The sequence below is a fragment of the Pseudomonas sp. ES4 genome (assembly GCF_050586665.1).
Lineage (GTDB): Bacteria > Pseudomonadota > Gammaproteobacteria > Pseudomonadales > Pseudomonadaceae > Aquipseudomonas > Aquipseudomonas frederiksbergensis.
The window spans coordinates 78950-95825 of sequence record NZ_JBOBDO010000021.1 but is presented as its reverse complement, the minus strand read 5'-3'; the positions used below and the strand labels follow the sequence as shown (position 1 = coordinate 95825).

Genomic DNA, 16876 nt, shown 5'->3' with positions numbered 1-16876 from the left:
TCAGTGCAGGGATCGCATGACTTAATGCGATCCCTGACCTTCTTCTTTTTACGGTTCAGGACGTTCTGCTCTCGCGCGAGTTGACGCCGGCCGGTCGAGAGTCACGCGTGTGAAACCTACTCCTCTTGTCAGCATTGCCATCCCTGCGTACAACCCGCGCTTCTTCAGTACAGCGCTGCAAAGCGCACTCGACCAGACCTACGAAAACCTTGAGATCGTCATTTGCGATGATTGCCGCACGGACGAGATCGAGCAGATCGTCGAGTCCCTGAGCGTAGAGTCGAATGTGGTTGTGCGTTATCTGCGCAACCCTGTCCGCCTGGGCTTCCAACAAAACATTCTGCGTTGTTTCGACGAGAGCCGTGGCGAGTTCATCAAGTTCCTGTGTGACGATGATCAGTTACTGGTCCATACCGTCAGCCAGCAGGCTGCGATTCTGGCCGAGCATGCGGACGTGCTGCTGGTGGTCAACAGGTTTCAATTCGTCGATGCCGACAGTTACGTGTTGCCCATTCGCATGGAGAACGTTGGCCTCACCCAGTTCGATGCCGTGTTCAAGGGTGAAGACCTGCTGGCCAGCTTCGAAAAGACACCGCGTAACATTCTCGGCGGGTTCAGCTGCGCGTTGATGCGCCGCGCCGACATCGAAATCTTGCTGCCGGCACTGGCCCAGGCCGGTGCGGGGTTTGTGGCGTTGCTCGATTTCGCCTTGTTCATCTGCCTGTTGCGCCGCGGCAATCTGGTTGCGCTGAACAATGTCGGCAGTGTTGAGCGATTGTATCCGGAGCGCCTGACCCGTCAGCCGGACACTGTTTCGAGCGCCATTGTGGAGTGGACGTGGCTGGCGCAGATGCTTGAGCAACGCAGTGGCGAACCGGCTCCGGCCAGTGGCTGGATACGCTACCTGGCACTGGAAGAAGACACCACGAAGGTGCCACGTGAATGGGAAGAGCTGAACCTCTATTACGCCATGGCGGCACGACAGGCCATCATCCTGTTCCAGGTGGGCACAGACACTGAAAGTTACGCAGACCTCTACGCGCAATGGCTCGCTTCCCGGAGCTTCAGCCCGACACGCCAGCAGGTGCTTTCGCAGCAAATTGCGCGATGGTCGCATCGGCCGAAGATTGTTCCCGTCATCATCGATGCCGACGAGGACGCCCACGCAGTGGACATCACGTTACAAAGCCTCGCAGGTCAGTTGTATGGCTGCGAGTCGATTGTGTTGTTGTCCTGCGGGCAACAGGCTGTCAATCACCATGTGCTGCGGGTTGCGCTGCACACTGACTGGTCACGGCAACTCAACGCTCTGCTGCCGCAAATGGACGGCGTGGACTGGTTTTACCTGTTGCGTGCCGGTGACCGGCTGACGGAATCCGCTCTATTGGTGCTGGCCGACCGGATTGTCGGCGTGCCGGGCACGACATGCGTTTACAGCGACGAAGGTGCACTGGTAAACGACAAGCCTGCCGAGCCGATCTTCAAACCCGACTTCAATTTCGACTTGATGCGCGGTTATCCCTACGTCGGTCGCACCCTGGCCTTCGAGCGCCAGCGCTTTGTCGAGATGGGTGGCTTCGATTCAACGATGGGTGAGCTGGCACCTCATGACCTGATCTGGCGGCTGGTGGAAACGGACGGGCCGCAGACCATCGCGCACATCGCCGAAGTGCAGGTCGAGTCGAGTTTTACCTTCGCTCAATGGTTGTCCCTGCCTGAAGTGGTCGAGCAAAACCCTCGGCTGATCTCGGCCCATCTACAGCGGATCGGCGTCGAGCATCGGCTTCATCCTGGCCCGCTGATGCAGCTGGTTCCGCGCATCGAATACCTGTGCTCGGAGCAGCCTCTGGTTTCGATCATTGTCTGTATCAAAGACGAGTTGATCGCGCTGGAGCGTTGCATCAACAGTCTGATCAGCAATACAGGATATGCCCGCTACGAAATCATCATTGTCGACAACGCCAGCGAAAGTCCCGAGGTCCGACATTGGCTGAATGCCATGGCCGAGCTGGGCAGCGATACATTGAGGATTTTCTCGTACCCCGAGGGGGGGAGCGATGCGGTCATCAGGAATTTCGCGGTGCAACAGGCGCGTGGCGAATATCTGCTATTCCTCAGTCCTCACTGCGTCGTGCACGACGCTGCCTGGCTGGATGAAATGCTCAATCACGGGCAGCGTCCCGAAGTCGGCATCGTCGGACCGCGTACCCTCAGCCTCCAAGGCAACGTCATCGACGCCGGACTCGTGCTTGGTCTGGGCGGGCTGGCGGGGCGGGCGTTTGTGAACGAACCGGTGGTTTCCGGCGGCTACATGCAGCGGCTGCAAATGGTGCAGAACTGGAGCGCCGTCAGCGGCCATTGCTTGTTGGTGCGCAAGCAGGTGCTGGAGAGTGTCGGTGGTTACGAGGAGACCATCAGTACGCAGGGGATCAGCTCCCTCGAGTTGTGTCTGCGAGTTGGCAACAGTGGTTATCTGATTGTTACCACGCCTTACTCGAGCGTTGTGCTGGTGCCTGCGGCGGATACAACACCCCGCGAAGGAGAGTGGAAAGAGCGACTGGAGCGCGAGCAGGAAGCGTTCTATCAGCGCTGGCTGCCCAAAATCGCCAACGATCCTGCTTACAATCGCAACCTGAAACTGAACGAACCCAGCTTCGGTCTGGAGCCGGGGCCGCGTACCGGCTGGAACCCTTTGAGCACCCGCAGTGTCCCGTCTATCCTGGGGTTGGCGCTCAACAGCTCGGCAATCGGACACTACCGTATCAGCCAGCCATTGTTCGAATTGCAGGGGGCTGGGCGGATCGTCGGTCGCGTGTCGTACGACATGCTGTCGATCATCGAGATCGAGCGCCAATCGCCGGATGTGATCGTGCTGCAGGGCCGCTACAACGCGAACAAGATTGAAGACATTGTTCAGGTGAAAACCTATTCGAATGCGCTGCGCATCTTTGAGCTGGATGACTACATTGCCGACATTCCCAGCAAGAATGATCACATCCGCAACATGCCAGGCAATCTTCCCGCACTGTTGCGCCGTGGCGTAGGGATGTGTGACCGGGTCGTGGTATCGACCCATGCGCTGGGGGATGCCATGTCGGACATGCACCACGATATTCGTGTCGTGCCGAATATGCTGGCACCGAACTTGTTCGGCAACCTCACGAGCCGACGTGGTGCTTCAACCAAACCGCGTATCGGCTGGGGCGGTGGTACCAGTCATCGTGGCGACCTTGATCTCATCGCCGACGTTGTGCGCGAGCTCGCGGATGAAGTGGAATGGGTGTTTTTCGGTATGTGCCCTGACTCGCTCAGGCCGTACGTGCATGAATACCATTCGGGTGTTGTCCTTTCCGCGTACCCGCAGAAGCTCGCGAGCCTCAACCTTGACTTGGCTCTGGCGCCGCTGGAATTTCATATTTTCAATGACTGTAAAAGCAATTTGCGCTTGCTTGAGTACGGCGCCTGCGGCTATCCGGTGATTTGCTCCGACACCGAGGCCTATCGCGGACATCTGCCATGCACTCGGATATTCACCAACAGCACGGACGAATGGCTGCAGGCGATTCGCATGCACCTGTCCGATCCCGCTGCCAGCTATCGGATGGGCGACGAATTGCGCGAAGTGGTGTTGCGTGACTTCATGTTGCGCGGCGATAACCTGCAGTACTGGGCCGATGGTTGGCTGCCCGATTGATGAGTTTCACGTCGAACCGTCAGAACAACGTAATGCCGCTGATCCGGCTACCCGCTCGTTATAGGAATTCATATGCAAAGCAATTTCCCGAATGGATCGTCTGCTCCGTTGAATGAGCGTTTTACCCTGGTGCTGCTGACTCACAACCAGCCGCATGCGGTTCGCCGTGCCTTGCGCTATTACAGCGCCTGGCCCTGCAACGTGCTGGTCGTCGATTCATCGCTCGAAGCAGATGCCGACATCGGCGCAACGTTCGCCGGTGTGCAGTATCTGCATGTGCCCGCGCCACGTGCCGAACACTTCAGCTACAGAGTCCGCCAGGTGATCGGGCAAATCACCACGCCATACATGGCGGTGGTCGAAGTCGAAAGCTTCCTGCTGCCCGAAGCGCTCGATCAATCGCTGGCCTTTTTGGAGGCTAATGACGACTACGGCACTTGCCAGGGTTACAGCCTGGCGTACGAAGCGCATGCCGATCGCGTCGATTATTATTTGCGTGACCGTAAGGGTTGCGAAGACTACAGCGACGACTCGGCTGAAGCCCGCCTGGCGATTTTGAACCGGGATTGCCCATCCTTGGCCAATGCCGTGACTCGCACCCGAATCATTCAGCGCTGGTATGCATCGCTGGCCTCGGATTTCAATCCCAACTTGCGCGGGAACGGCTATTCCGACGGCCTGACGGCAGGTGGAAAGGTGCGCCTGCTGCCAATTCCGTATGCGTTGCACGAGCGCCGAAGCATTACGTTTGGCGAAATTACCGAGAAGCTGTTCGAGTCGACCTGGGATTCCCTGGCAGGCGAGCCGGTTCGTCGTTTCGAACCGACGCAATACATTGAACTGCCGTTCTACAACCAGGCCTTTTTCGAGGTGCTGGCGGCGCTCGAGTTTTTGTTGCATGCAGTGCCGACAGGTCGGCTGCAACTGGAAGAACTCGAGGCGGCGATGCTCAAACAAAAAGAGTTGTCGCGCATTCATCGCAATACCAGTGCAGAGCCGCTCCATGATCGACTGCTCAAATCCTTTGAGCTCTACGCCTTCAACCAGGAAGTGGTGGAGCGACTGGCTCGGTCGCTGAAGGGCGAGGGGGCGCTGGCGCAGGCACAGAAAGTCCTGGCATGGGGCGAGCGACTTGGCGCGGCGACGCTGGACAGCCAGGCAAAAATGTTCGACACCACGCGTTCCGGTCAACTGCTGAACTGGCTTGAGGCGCGCAACCCGAGCGAGAGCCAGGTAAAGGACATCTCCCGGCATCTGGCCCGCCATGCTGGTGGTCCGACGTTTGGCATCCTGTTGCTGGACCTGGACGCCGATATCTTCAAGCTGCAGGCGACGTTCGACAGCGTGATGAACAGTTACTGCCGAGCGTTCAAGATTATCGTGTTCACCACCGGCGACCTGCCGGCCGAAACCACGCTGCAAAACACCCTGCATTTCGTCAAGGTCAACGAAAGCAACTACGTCGACAAAATCAATCAGATGGTCAGCCAGACTGATTGCGACTGGATGGTACTGGCCGAAGCCGGCGACGAGCTGACGCCAAGCGGTCTGTACCAGGCGAACCTGGAGTTGCTCGCCGCGCCGCACTGCCGCGCCGTGGCCATGGACGAGTTTCAGCGTCAGAAGAACGGAACGCTGGCCGATGTCTTCCGCCCGGGCTTCAACCTTGACCTGCTGCAAAACAACCCGGCCTTGATGGCACGCCATTGGCTGGTACGCCGGGATGTCATGGTTCAGGCCGGTGGTTACTCGCGTGACTTCAAGAAAGCGCTGGAATTCGATTTGCTGTTGCGTCTGATCGAGCAGGGCGGGCTGGACGGTCTTGCGCATCTGGACGAGCCGCTGCTGATCTGCCAGGCACCGGAAGACGAAACCAATGCCGATGAGCGCAAGACCTTGCTGCGCCATCTCGCCACCCGTGGATATCAGGCTGACGTCAGTTCGCTGGTGCCGGGTACGCACAAGATCGATTACCGCTTCATCGAACGGCCTATGGTGTCGGTCATCCTGCATGGCATCCGTGATCTGGCGACGTTGCAGCGCTGCATTCTCAGTGTGCTGCAACGGACCCGCTACCAGCGCTACGAAGTACTGGTGGCTGACGATTCGGCCTACGCGGCGCAATTGGGTAATTGGCTGGATGGTCAGGGCCAGCAAGGCAACCGGGTTCGTCTGTTCAGTGCCGAGCCGGGTCTGTCGACCGGGACGCTGATCAATGTCGCCAGTCAGCAAGCCAAAGGTGAATACCTGGTGACGCTGGCCGCTGACGGCGAGGTGGTCAACGTCAACTGGATCGAATCCCTGCTCAATCAGGTTCAGCGTCCGGAGGTCGGTGTGGTCGGCGCCAAGCTGATCGACCGTGACGGTTCTGTCACTCAGGCGGGCCTGATCCTCGGTTTTAACGAGGGTGTGGGTTCGCCGTTCGTGGGGCAACCGAAGACGGCCACGGGCTACATGAACCGGCTGGTGGTGGAGCAGAACTGCTCGGCGGTGTCCTTTGCCTGCCTGATGATCTCCAAGCAGTTGTTCGAGGCGGCAGACGGCGTTGATGTCGAACACTTCGCCGAAGCGTTCGGTGATATCGATCTGTGCCTGCGTGTCGGTCAGGCCGGTTATCTGACGGTGTGGACCCCGCATGTGCAGGTCATTCAGTCAGGCGTATTGGCGCAGTCGTCAGCGGCTCGTCAGGCACTGGGCGAGAAGTGGTCCGAGGCGCTGGCGCACGATCGGTTCTACAACAAGAACCTTGCCTCCAACGGCTCTGGATTCAAGCTCGGACCGGTGACCGGCGTTGAATGGTCGGCCTTGATCAAGCAGGCCCAAGCCTAAGGATCAAAGCTCGACAGCCATCCGTGTCCCGCAAAAAAAGGCTCACCTCTCGGTGGGCCTTTTTTTTCTGAGGTGCTAGAGGCATGGCGCAACGAGGCTCGTACGTGGTGTTTTTCGATGGCACCAATATTGCTTTCTGAGGTGTGCGCCCGAGTTAATCGCGCAGACGCCGAATTATTGGCGTCCCTTGCCAACGGCCAGCGCTTCAATGAAGTCGATGTAGCCCACAGTTGAGAGAAGCACATGAAGGCAGTAATTCTGGCGGGGGGATTGGGAACTCGTATCAGTGAGGAATCGCACCTCAAGCCCAAGCCGATGATCGAAATCGGTGGCAAGCCAATCATCTGGCACATCATGAAGATCTACTCTCACTACGGCATCAACGACTTTGTGGTCTGCCTGGGCTACAAGGGCTACATCATCAAGGAATACTTCGCCAACTACTTCCTGCACATGTCGGATGTGACGTTCGATATGGCTGAAAACAGCATGCATATTCACCAGGGAAAAGCCGAGCCATGGCGCGTCACGCTGGTTGATACCGGCGAGACCACCGGCACCGGCGGCCGCCTGAAGCGCGTGCGCGACTACCTGGGCGACGAAACCTTCTGTTTCACCTACGGCGATGGCGTGTCGAACGTCAACATTCCCGAACTGATCGAATTCCACCGTCAACACGGCAAGCAGGCCACAGTCACGGCCGTGCAGCCACCGGGACGCTTCGGCGCGATGGAACTGGAAGGTGCTTGCGTCAGAGGCTTTCAGGAAAAACCCCAGGGCGATGGCGGCTGGATCAACGGCGGCTTCTTCGTGCTGGAGCCGAGCGTGCTCGATGGCATCGAAGATGATTCAACGACCTGGGAATACGAGCCGATGCGCAACCTGGCACGCCAGGGGCAACTCATGAGCCATCTGCACCGTGGTTTCTGGCAACCGATGGATACGTTGCGTGACCGCGTCTTCCTGGAAGAGCGCTGGAACAGCGGCAGCGCCGAATGGAAGCTCTGGAAGTGAACGGATTCTGGGCGGGTAAAAAGGTTTTCCTGACCGGCCATACCGGCTTCAAGGGCGGCTGGCTGGCGTTGTGGTTGCAGCAACTGGGCGCAGAGGTGCGCGGCTTTGCCTTACCCGCCGCGACCACGCCGGCGCTGTGGACTGTGGCCGGTCTGGACCGTCTGATTGCCGGTGACATGGCGGATGTTCGCGATGAGGCGGCAGTCGCTCAGGCACTGCAGGCCTTTGAGCCAGACGTGGTCTTCCACCTTGCGGCGCAACCGCTGGTGCGCGAGGCGTATCGCATCCCTGTCGAAACCTATGCAATCAACGTCATGGGTACCGTCAATGTGCTGGAAGCCGTGCGTAATTGCCCGAGCGTTCGCGCGGTGGTAGTGGTCACGACCGACAAATGCTACGAAAACCGTGAATGGGTTTTGCCCTATCGCGAATACGACGCGCTCGGCGGCTTCGATCCGTACAGCAACAGCAAGGCCTGCGTTGAATTGCTGTGTGCGTCTTACCGCAACTCTTTCTTGCAAGCGTCCGGTGCTGCGCTGGCCACTGCGCGGGCGGGCAACGTGATCGGTGGCGGCGACTGGTCGCCAGAGCGATTGATCCCCGACGTTTTCCGGTCCTGGCAAAACAATGAAGAAGTGGTCCTGCGTTATCCCCACGCAACGCGCCCGTGGCAGCACGCTCTCGAGCCGCTGATGGGCTATCTGATGCTCGCCCGCGCGTTGTATGAGGACGGTGAGAAATACGCCAGCGCCTGGAACTTCGGCCCCGACAAGGGCAGCGTCGCCACCGTCGAAACCATTGTCGGCCAACTGGCCGAGCTGTGGCCGACTGCGGTGCGCTGGTCGGTCGATACCCAGGTGCAACCCCATGAAGCCGGGTTGCTGGCGCTCGATTCAAGCAAGGCGCGCCTGGAACTGGGCTGGACGCCGCGCTGGTCGTTAGCCACCACCCTCGAACGCACGATGGCCTGGAACCTCGCCTGGCAAAACGGCGAAGACATGCACACCTTTACCCGCAAGCAGATTGCGGACTACCAAGGCGATACCCATGAGTGAAAGTACTGCGGATCAGTTGCGCCAACAAATTGTCGAGTTGGTTGGGCGTTATGCGCAGCTGGAGCTGGCCCCCAAAGTCTTTGTCGCCGGCCAGAGCCCTGTGCCGCCTGCGGGCAAGGTGATCGGCGCAGGTGAACTGCAGACGATGACCGAAGCGGTGCTGGATGGCTGGTTGACCACCGGGCGCTTCAACGACGCCTTCGAAAAACGCCTGGCCAAATACCTGGGCCGACGTTGCGTGCTGACCACCAACTCGGGTTCGTCGGCCAATCTGATCGCGTTCTCCGCGTTGACTTCGCCCCGGCTGGGCGATCGTGCGATCAAGCCTGGCGACGAAGTGATTGGCGTCGCGGCGGGTTTCCCGACCACCGTTAACCCGATTTTGCAGTTCGGTGCGGTGCCGGTGTTCGTCGATATCGAACTGCCGCACTACAACATAGACCCGAGCAAGATCGAAGCCGCCATTGGCCCCAAAACCAAGGCGATCATGCTCGCGCACACCTTGGGTAATCCTTATGACCTGAAGGTCATCCGGGCGCTGTGCGACAAGTACAATCTGTGGCTGATCGAGGACTGTTGCGATGCTCTCGGTTCGACCTACGACGGTCAACTGGTCGGCACTTTCGGCGACATCGGTACCCTGAGCTTTTACCCGGCGCACCACATCACCATGGGCGAGGGCGGCGCGGTCTTCACCAACAGCCCATTGCTCAGCCGCATCATGGAATCGTTCCGTGACTGGGGCCGCGACTGCTATTGCGCGCCCGGCCAGGACAACACTTGCAAACAGCGTTTCTGCAAGCAGATGGGGCAGTTGCCGGAAGGCTACGACCACAAGTACACCTATTCGCACCTCGGCTATAACCTGAAAATTACCGACATGCAGGCCGCCTGTGCCCTGGCGCAGATGGATCGGCTGGAGGACTTTACCGAGGCACGCAAACGCAATTTCCGCTGGCTCAGCGAGCGTCTGGCGAATTGCGCCGACTACTTGATCCTGCCGCAGGCTACCGCCAACAGCGACCCTTCGTGGTTCGGTTTTCCGGTGACCCTGCGCGACGGTTGCGGCATCAATCGCGTTGAATTGCTGCAGTTTCTCGACAGCCAGGGCATCGGCACACGTCTACTGTTCGCCGGCAATCTGGTGCGTCAGCCGTACATGCTCGGGCGCAATTTTCGCGTCAGCGGCGAGCTGACCGTCACCGACAAAATCATGCACGACACGTTCTGGATTGGTGTGTGGCCGGGCCTCGGTGAAGAGCACCTTGGCCATGTCGCACGCTGCCTTGAGCAGTTTTTCGGGTTGCCACGCTGATGCGCGCCTACATCCTTTGCGGTGGTTTTGGCACTCGTTTGAGCGCCGTGCTCCAGGGCTCGCAAAAAGCCGTGGTCGACATTCATGGCCGACCATTCCTCGCACTGGTGCTGGCGCAACTCAAGCAGGCCGGTATCAGCGACGCGGTGCTGTGCGCGCATTACCGTGCCGATCAGTTGGCCGAGCTGTTGCCGACGTTGTCGGCCGAGTCGGGTCTGGCCTTGGCGCTGGTGGTCGAAGAGCAACCGATGGGCACGGGCGGCGCTGTATTGCAGGCGCTGCGCGAAATGCCGCCGGGTGGCCGTTATCTGGTGCTCAACGCCGATACCTGGCTCGATCACTCGGCCTATCACCTGGCGATGAATGCGACAGAGGATGTGCTGGTTGGCGTCAAAGTCGAAGACCGCTCGCGTTACGGCAGCCTGAGCTGCTCGGACAGCTTGCAGTTGCTCGCGCTGAACGAGAAGGGCGTTGGCGGGCCAGGCCTGGTGAATGCGGGTGTCTACGGCTTTACCGTCGATTCGCTGGACGGGTTTGCGCTGCAGGCCTGTTCGATGGAGCAGGACATCTTGCCGCAACTGATTGCCCGTCAATCGCTGAAGGTCGGCGAATACTCGGGCCCCTTCATTGATATTGGAACGCCGGACTCCCTGAGTGCATTCAAGTCGGGCTTTCAAGAGGTCGCGAGCGCATGAATCAGTTGGTAAGAAGCCAGACGATTTACACCCATCAGACCATTCTCGATGCCGTTGAATGCATTGAGTCAGGCGCGCTGCAAATCGTTTTTGTGGTGGATGATGAACGGCGACTGGCCGGCGTATTGACCAACGGTGATTTGCGCCGTTACCTGCTGCAAGGCGGCGCGACGACTGTGCCGGTCACAGAGTGCATGAACACCGACTATCGCTCGGTGAAGCTCGGCGCGGCGCGCGAGGAAATGCTCAAGATTTTCGATCTGAGCTACAACGCGATCCCGGTGGTCGATGTCGATGGCTTTCTGGTCGACGTGGTCACGCCTGCGCGGCTGGCAGCCAATCAGGAAGTGCCGGTATTGGCACGAGCTCGGGCACCGGTGCGCATGAGTTTCAGCGGCGGTGGTTCCGACCTCACGTATTACTTCGTGGAAAACCCGGCGGCAGTGCTCAGTTGCACGGTCGGCCTGTATTCCCATGCCACGCTGATTCCGCGTGCCGACAGCGTCATCCGGATTTTTTCCGAAGACCTCGGCACCGAAGAGCATTACGCCTCCATCGCAGACCTGCTGGTGCATGGCGACAAAGGTTTGCTGGCGACCATCGTCTCAGTAATCCAGCCCAACTACGGACTGGATCTTTATATCCGTTCCGACTTTCCCGTAGGTTCCGGCCTGGGAGGCTCGTCGGCCGTTACAACTGCAGTCATCGCTGCATTCAACGAGTTGCGCCGCGATCGCTGGAGCACCTACGAAGTGGCCGAGCTGGCATTTCAGTCCGAGCGGTTATGCTTCGGCATCGCGGGTGGCTGGCAGGATCAGTACGCATCGGCCTTCGGTGGTTTCAACCTGATCGAGTTCAAGGAAGGTCGAAATCTGGTGCACCCGATTCGACTGGAAGATTCGATCTGCAACGAGCTTGAAGAGTGTCTGGTGCTCTGTGATACACGCATCTCCCATGACTCCGGCAAGCTGCATGAGCAGCAGCGCGAAGAAATGGAAAGCAAAAATGCCCAGGGCTTGCTCATCACCGAAAGCGTGGCGCTGTGCCGCCACATGCACCACCACCTGATTCGCGGCGAGCTGCATGATTTCGGCCGTTGCCTGCATCAGGGCTGGATGCTCAAACGACAGTTTTCCCGTGCCGTCAGCGATGGCGTGCTCGACCGGATTTACGACAGCGCGCTGGCCGCAGGCGCGCTTGGCGGCAAATTACTTGGCGCCGGAGGCGGGGGCTTCTTCCTGTTCTTCGTGCAGCCCCAGCATCGTCAGGCCGTGACCGCAAAGGTCCGCGAGCTTGGCTGCCGAACCACTGATTTCCGTTTCGAATCCAACGGTGTCACTTCCTGGCGGACCAAAATTCAATGAATGAGCAAATTTTCAGCATCGATGGTGTTGTCATCGGTGGCGACCACATCTTCGTCATTGCCGAAGTGGGTAACAACCACAACGGCTCGGTAGAACTGGCAAAAAAACTGGTCGATGCGTCGATCATGGCCGGGGCCGATTGTGTGAAGTTCCAGTTGCGCAACCGTGAAGCGCTCTATCGCCGCAAGGCCGATGGCTCGCGAGCCGAGGATCTGGGTGTCGAGTACATCCAGGACCTGCTCGACAAGGTCGAACTGACCGTTGATGAGCACCTGCAAATCCGTCAGTACTGCGCGCAAAAAGGTATCAGCTATATCTGCACGCCATGGGATGAGCCGAGCGTCGAAGTGCTCGCCGATTTTGACGTGCCGGCGCTGAAGATCGCCTCGGCAGACCTGTGCAACCCGTACCTGATTGCCAAGGCTGCGAAGCTGGGCAAACCGTTGATTCTGTCGACGGGCATGTCGCTGGAGCATGAAATCGTCCGCGCCATCGAGCAGTTGAACGGTTTGGGCGTGCCATTCGCCTTGCTGCATTGCAACAGTACTTACCCGGCACCGGAAACCGATATTCAACTCGGTTACCTGGCGCGTTTGCGTGAGCTGCACGGCCTGATCGGTTACTCCGGTCATGAGCGTGGCACTGCGATTAGCATTGCCGCTGTGGCATTGGGCGCCAAGTTGATCGAGCGTCACATTACCCTCGACCGTGGCATGGAAGGGCCGGACCACCTGGCCAGCCTGGAGCCGGAAGAGTTCCGTCAACTGGTCGAAGGCATTCGACAGGTCGAGAAGGCATTGCCATGGACCGGCCCGGGCCGCCACGCCAGCCAGGGTGAATTGCTCAACCGCGAGAACCTCGGCAAGAGTGTGATCGCCGCCCGAGCCATCGAGCCCGGTGAAGTGTTCGAACAGAACATGCTGCGCGTGGCCAGTCCGGGCCAGGGGCTGCCGCCGTATCGCCTGATCGATCTGCTCGGCAAGAAGGCCGGGCGCGCAATCCCGCAAGGCGACTTCCTGTTCGACAGCGATCTGTCCGAGCAAGCCGAAGTGCGCCGTGAATTTGCCATGCCGATTCTTTGGGGCGTGCCAGTGCGGTATCACGATTTCCTGCAATACGAGCAGTGGATCAAACCGGACCTGTTCGAATTCCATTTGTCTTACCGTGACTTGAGTGTGGCGCCGCAGGCGTATCTGCGTCAGGTCGAGTGTTCGCGCCTGGTCGTGCATGCCCCGGAGCTTTTCGAGAACAGCGAGCTGCTGGACCTGGTGGCCGATGATCTGGAATACCGCCAGCGCTCGATTGCCAACCTGCAACGAGTGGTCGATGCCACCCTGCAAATCGCCGAGTTCTTCCCGAACGCCGACTCGCTGCTGATCGTCGCGAACATCGGTGGCTTCTCGGCCGACGAACCTTTCCCGGTCAGTCAGCGTGCAGAGCTGTACCGACGCTTCCAGGAATCCTGTGCGCAGGTCGACTTCGGTCGCACCGAGCTGATTCCGCAAAACATGGCGCCTTTCCCGTGGCACTTCGGCGGGCAACGTCACCAGAACATTTTCATGATGCCGCAGGAGTTGGCCGAACAAGCCAAAGCCCTGAACCTGCGCCTGTGCCTGGACCTCTCGCACCTGCAAATGGCCTGCTTCCATTTCGGCCTGGACTTCCAGGCGGCACTGGCGCTGCTGCTGCCGCACTCGGCGCACCTGCACGTGGCCGATGCCAAGGGCAGCAACGGCGAGGGCGTGATCATGGGCACCGGTGATGTGGACTGGCCAGCGACGTGGGCGCAGCTCAAGGCGTATCCGCAAGTGAGCTTTATTCCCGAAGTGTGGCAAGGCCACAAAGATCACGGTGCCGGGTTCTGGTCGGCGCTGGATTTTCTCAATTCACTCAACGTAGGTTCGTCCAATGACTGATCAATCTCTCTCCGCGCGCCTGGATCGTTTGTTGAGCGAACCTCTGGAAGCGATTCGCCAACGCCAACAGAACACTCTGTTGAACGTCCTTGGTGATTTTGAGCAGCCGTTTGTCTTGTTCGGTGCCGGGCATCTAGGTAAAAAAGTGGCTTCGATGCTGCTGGAAATGGGCCTCAAACCCAAGGCCTTCATCGATAACAATCCTGCGCTCTGGGGACGCTCGGTGCTGGGTATCGAGGTGTTGAGCCCGGCGCACCTGGCCGAACGCGAAGCCGGTCATCTACCTGCCATCATCACCACCATCTGGTGTGGTGAGGCCAGCGATCGAATGATTGATCGACTGGCACCATTGCATGCACTGGGTTTCGAGCGCATTGCGTTATTCGGTCATCTGGCCTGGCGCTTTCCGGAGAAATTCCTCCCGCATTACAGTCTTGACCTGCCGGAAAAAGTCATCGGTGAAGCCGTGCACATTCGCCAGGCGTTCAACCTGCTGAGCGATGACGAATCGAAGGCCCTGTTTGTCGATCACGTCGAATGGCGCCTGTTTCTCGACTACGATTTGCTGCCTCCGGCCTCGCCGCTGGAGATCTACTTCAACGATCGCTTCGTCAACGCCAACGATGAGGAAGTGGTTTACGACATCGGCGCATTCAACGGCGATTCGATTCACGGTTATATCCAGAGCGGCCGCAAATATCGCGAGATCCACTCTTTCGAGCCGTCGCCAAACAACTATGCCGACCTCAAGGACACCATCGCGCAACTGTCCGGCGAATACACCGGCCTGCACGCGCACGCGATGGCGGTAGGTGACAGCGTCGGCGAGATTCTGATCGAGACCGGCAATGGTCCGGCTTCCCGTGTCGGCATGGGCACCGAGTCGGTGCGCATGAGCACGCTGGATGAACTGGGCAAAGAGATCCTTCCTGCGACGTTTATCAAGATCGATATCGAAGGCTTCGAGCCGCAGTGCCTGGAAGGTGGTCGCCAACTCATCAGCGAGGCGCATCCGGTATTGGCGGTTTGTGTTTACCACGAGCAGGCGCACCTGTGGAGCATCCTGCTGCAATTGCATGAGTACTACGACGGTTATCACTTCAGCCTGTGCCCACACCTCGCCGAAGGATGGGATCTGGTGCTGTACGCCGTACCGGCCGATCGCGTCTCTCATCACTAATTCATTTTTCAGGCGGTTTCCATGCGTGTTGCAGACTACGTCTTCGAGTTTATTGCCCGCCAAGGCGTCGGGCATGTGTTTTTCCTGCCGGGCGGAGGTGCCATGCACCTCAACAATGCGTTGTTCCGTCAGCCGCAGTTGCAAGCGATCAGCATGCTTCATGAGCAGGGTGCCGCGATTGCCGCCGAAGGCTACGCGCGCACCTCGGGCCGCTTTGGCGCCTGTCTGGTCACTTCCGGGCCTGGCGCTACCAATGCAATGACCGGCCTGGCCGGTGCCTGGTTCGAATCGACACCGGTGATGTACCTCTCCGGTCAGGTTAAGCGTGCCGACCTCAAGGGCAATAGCGGTCTGCGTCAACTGGGCACTCAGGAGCTGGACATCGTCAGCGTGGTCACGCCGATCAGCAAGTACGCAGTGTGTGTGCTTGACCCGCAGCAGATTCGTTACGAGCTGGAAAAGGCGTTGTGCGTGATGATGAGCGGCCGTAAAGGCCCAGTCTGGATCGACATTCCGCTGGACGTTCAGGCCACCGAAATCGACCCCGGTCAGTTGGCCGGTTACGCCCCCGATCAAGATGCGCAACCGGCGCTGCCGGATGCCGGCACGTTGCGTGATCTGGCAGTGCGATTGCAACAGGCACAGCGCCCGGTGCTGCTGGTTGGCAACGGCGTTCACGGCGCCGGTGCACAAGAGGCGATGCGTGCGCTGATCGAGCGCTTGGGCATCCCGACGATGACCACGTGGATCGGCGCCGATCTGCTGGAGTACAGCCATCCGCTGTACTTCGGTCGCTGTGGCACTGTGGCCTCGCGCGGAGCCAACTTCACTGTGCAAAACGCTGATCTGGTGATTGCCATCGGCTGCCGTATGGACTTCTCCATCACCGGTTTCGATCGCTCGCAATTCGCCCGTGCCGCCGAAGTGGTGGTGGTCGATATCGACCCGGCGGAAATCGCCAAACTCGGCGACATGCCTGATCAGGCGTTCGTCTGCGACGCCGGTGATTTTATCGCTGGACTGATGCGAAACACCGAACAGAAAACCTTTGATTTCACACCGTGGCGCGAACGCTGCACCGACTGGAAAAACCGTTACCCGGTGGTTCTGCCGGAGTACCACGATAAACAGGGATTCGTGAACAGCTACGTGTTCACCGAAATGCTCTGTGATGCACTGCTCGAAACCGACATGATCATCCCTGGCAGTTCCGGAGCGTCGATCGATACGTTCTGGATCTCGGCGAAACTCAAACGCGGTCAACGCGCGGTAGCCACTGGCGGCCTCGGTTCGATGGGTTACGGTTTGCCTGCGTCGATTGGCGGCTGCATTGGCAGTGGCGGCCGACGCACCATCTCGGTCGATGGCGACGGTGGGTTCGTGATGAACATCCAGGAACTGGAAGTTGTCCGCCGTCTGCAACTGCCGATCAAGTACTTCGTGCTGAACAACAACGGCTATGCCTCGATCCGCGCTTCGCAATCGGGTTATTTCAAACAGACCATCGGTTGCGATCCGGTCTCCGGTCTGACGCTGCCGGACATCGGTGCGCTGGCCGAGGCGTTCGGTTTGCCGGTGCTGCGGGTCAGCGAGCAATCGACTCTGCAGGACGTGATCAACCAGGCCCTGGCGATGCCGGGGCCGGTGGTCTGTGAAGTGATGGTCGAGCCTGATCAGGCCATCGGGCCACGGATCACTTCGCGTATCGGCCAGAACGGCCAAATGGTCTCCAGCCCGCTGGAAGACCTGTTCCCGTTCCTCGATCGCGACGAACTGAAGGCCAACATGCTGATTCCACTGGTGGGGGAATGAGC

10 protein-coding genes are annotated in these 16876 nt (G+C 59.2%); all 10 read left to right on the top strand.

The window, feature by feature from the left end; all coding sequences use genetic code 11:
* The first annotated feature begins 109 nt into the window (after window positions 1-109).
* The 10 genes from ACQ4OB_RS21470 (at window position 110) to ACQ4OB_RS21425 (ending at window position 16874) form a co-directional block, all read left to right on the top strand.
* Window positions 110-3694, top strand: coding sequence for a glycosyltransferase (locus ACQ4OB_RS21470; protein ID WP_430956399.1), 3585 nt, complete (start codon window positions 110-112; stop codon window positions 3692-3694).
* Between the two features lie 72 nt (window positions 3695-3766).
* Window positions 3767-6523 carry a glycosyltransferase family 2 protein gene (locus tag ACQ4OB_RS21465; protein WP_430956398.1) on the top strand — a complete coding sequence of 919 codons (2757 nt, stop codon included), beginning with the start codon at window positions 3767-3769 and terminating at the stop codon, window positions 6521-6523.
* A 243-nt stretch (window positions 6524-6766) separates the two neighbouring features.
* On the top strand, window positions 6767-7537 hold the full coding sequence (gene rfbF, locus ACQ4OB_RS21460) for a glucose-1-phosphate cytidylyltransferase (protein ID WP_102615916.1): 771 nt from the start codon (window positions 6767-6769) through the stop codon (window positions 7535-7537).
* A complete protein-coding gene (rfbG, locus tag ACQ4OB_RS21455) occupies window positions 7519-8592 on the top strand; it encodes a CDP-glucose 4,6-dehydratase (protein WP_173860456.1) in 1074 nt (357 codons plus the stop codon). The genes rfbF and rfbG overlap by 19 nt, the downstream gene beginning before the upstream one ends.
* Window positions 8585-9907 carry a lipopolysaccharide biosynthesis protein RfbH gene (gene rfbH / locus ACQ4OB_RS21450; protein ID WP_102615915.1) on the top strand — a complete coding sequence of 441 codons (1323 nt, stop codon included), beginning with the start codon at window positions 8585-8587 and terminating at the stop codon, window positions 9905-9907. Before rfbG ends, rfbH begins: the two co-directional genes overlap by 8 nt.
* Window positions 9907-10602, top strand: coding sequence for a sugar phosphate nucleotidyltransferase (locus ACQ4OB_RS21445; RefSeq protein WP_430956397.1), 696 nt, complete (start codon window positions 9907-9909; stop codon window positions 10600-10602). The genes rfbH and ACQ4OB_RS21445 overlap by 1 nt, the downstream gene beginning before the upstream one ends.
* On the top strand, window positions 10599-11966 hold the full coding sequence (locus tag ACQ4OB_RS21440; RefSeq protein ID WP_430956396.1) for a CBS domain-containing protein: 1368 nt from the start codon (window positions 10599-10601) through the stop codon (window positions 11964-11966). The genes ACQ4OB_RS21445 and ACQ4OB_RS21440 overlap by 4 nt, the downstream gene beginning before the upstream one ends.
* The gene (locus ACQ4OB_RS21435; RefSeq protein ID WP_102615912.1) at window positions 11963-13882 is read left to right on the top strand and encodes an N-acetylneuraminate synthase family protein; all 1920 of its coding nucleotides are present in this window, start codon (window positions 11963-11965) and stop codon (window positions 13880-13882) included. The genes ACQ4OB_RS21440 and ACQ4OB_RS21435 overlap by 4 nt, the downstream gene beginning before the upstream one ends.
* Window positions 13875-15062: an FkbM family methyltransferase gene (locus ACQ4OB_RS21430; protein WP_102615911.1), complete on the top strand. Its 1188-nt coding sequence runs from the start codon at window positions 13875-13877 to the stop codon at window positions 15060-15062. Before ACQ4OB_RS21435 ends, ACQ4OB_RS21430 begins: the two co-directional genes overlap by 8 nt.
* Window positions 15063-15083: 21 nt before the next feature.
* Window positions 15084-16874: a thiamine pyrophosphate-binding protein gene (locus ACQ4OB_RS21425; protein ID WP_102615910.1), complete on the top strand. Its 1791-nt coding sequence runs from the start codon at window positions 15084-15086 to the stop codon at window positions 16872-16874.
* The last annotated feature ends 2 nt before the right edge of the window (window positions 16875-16876 follow it).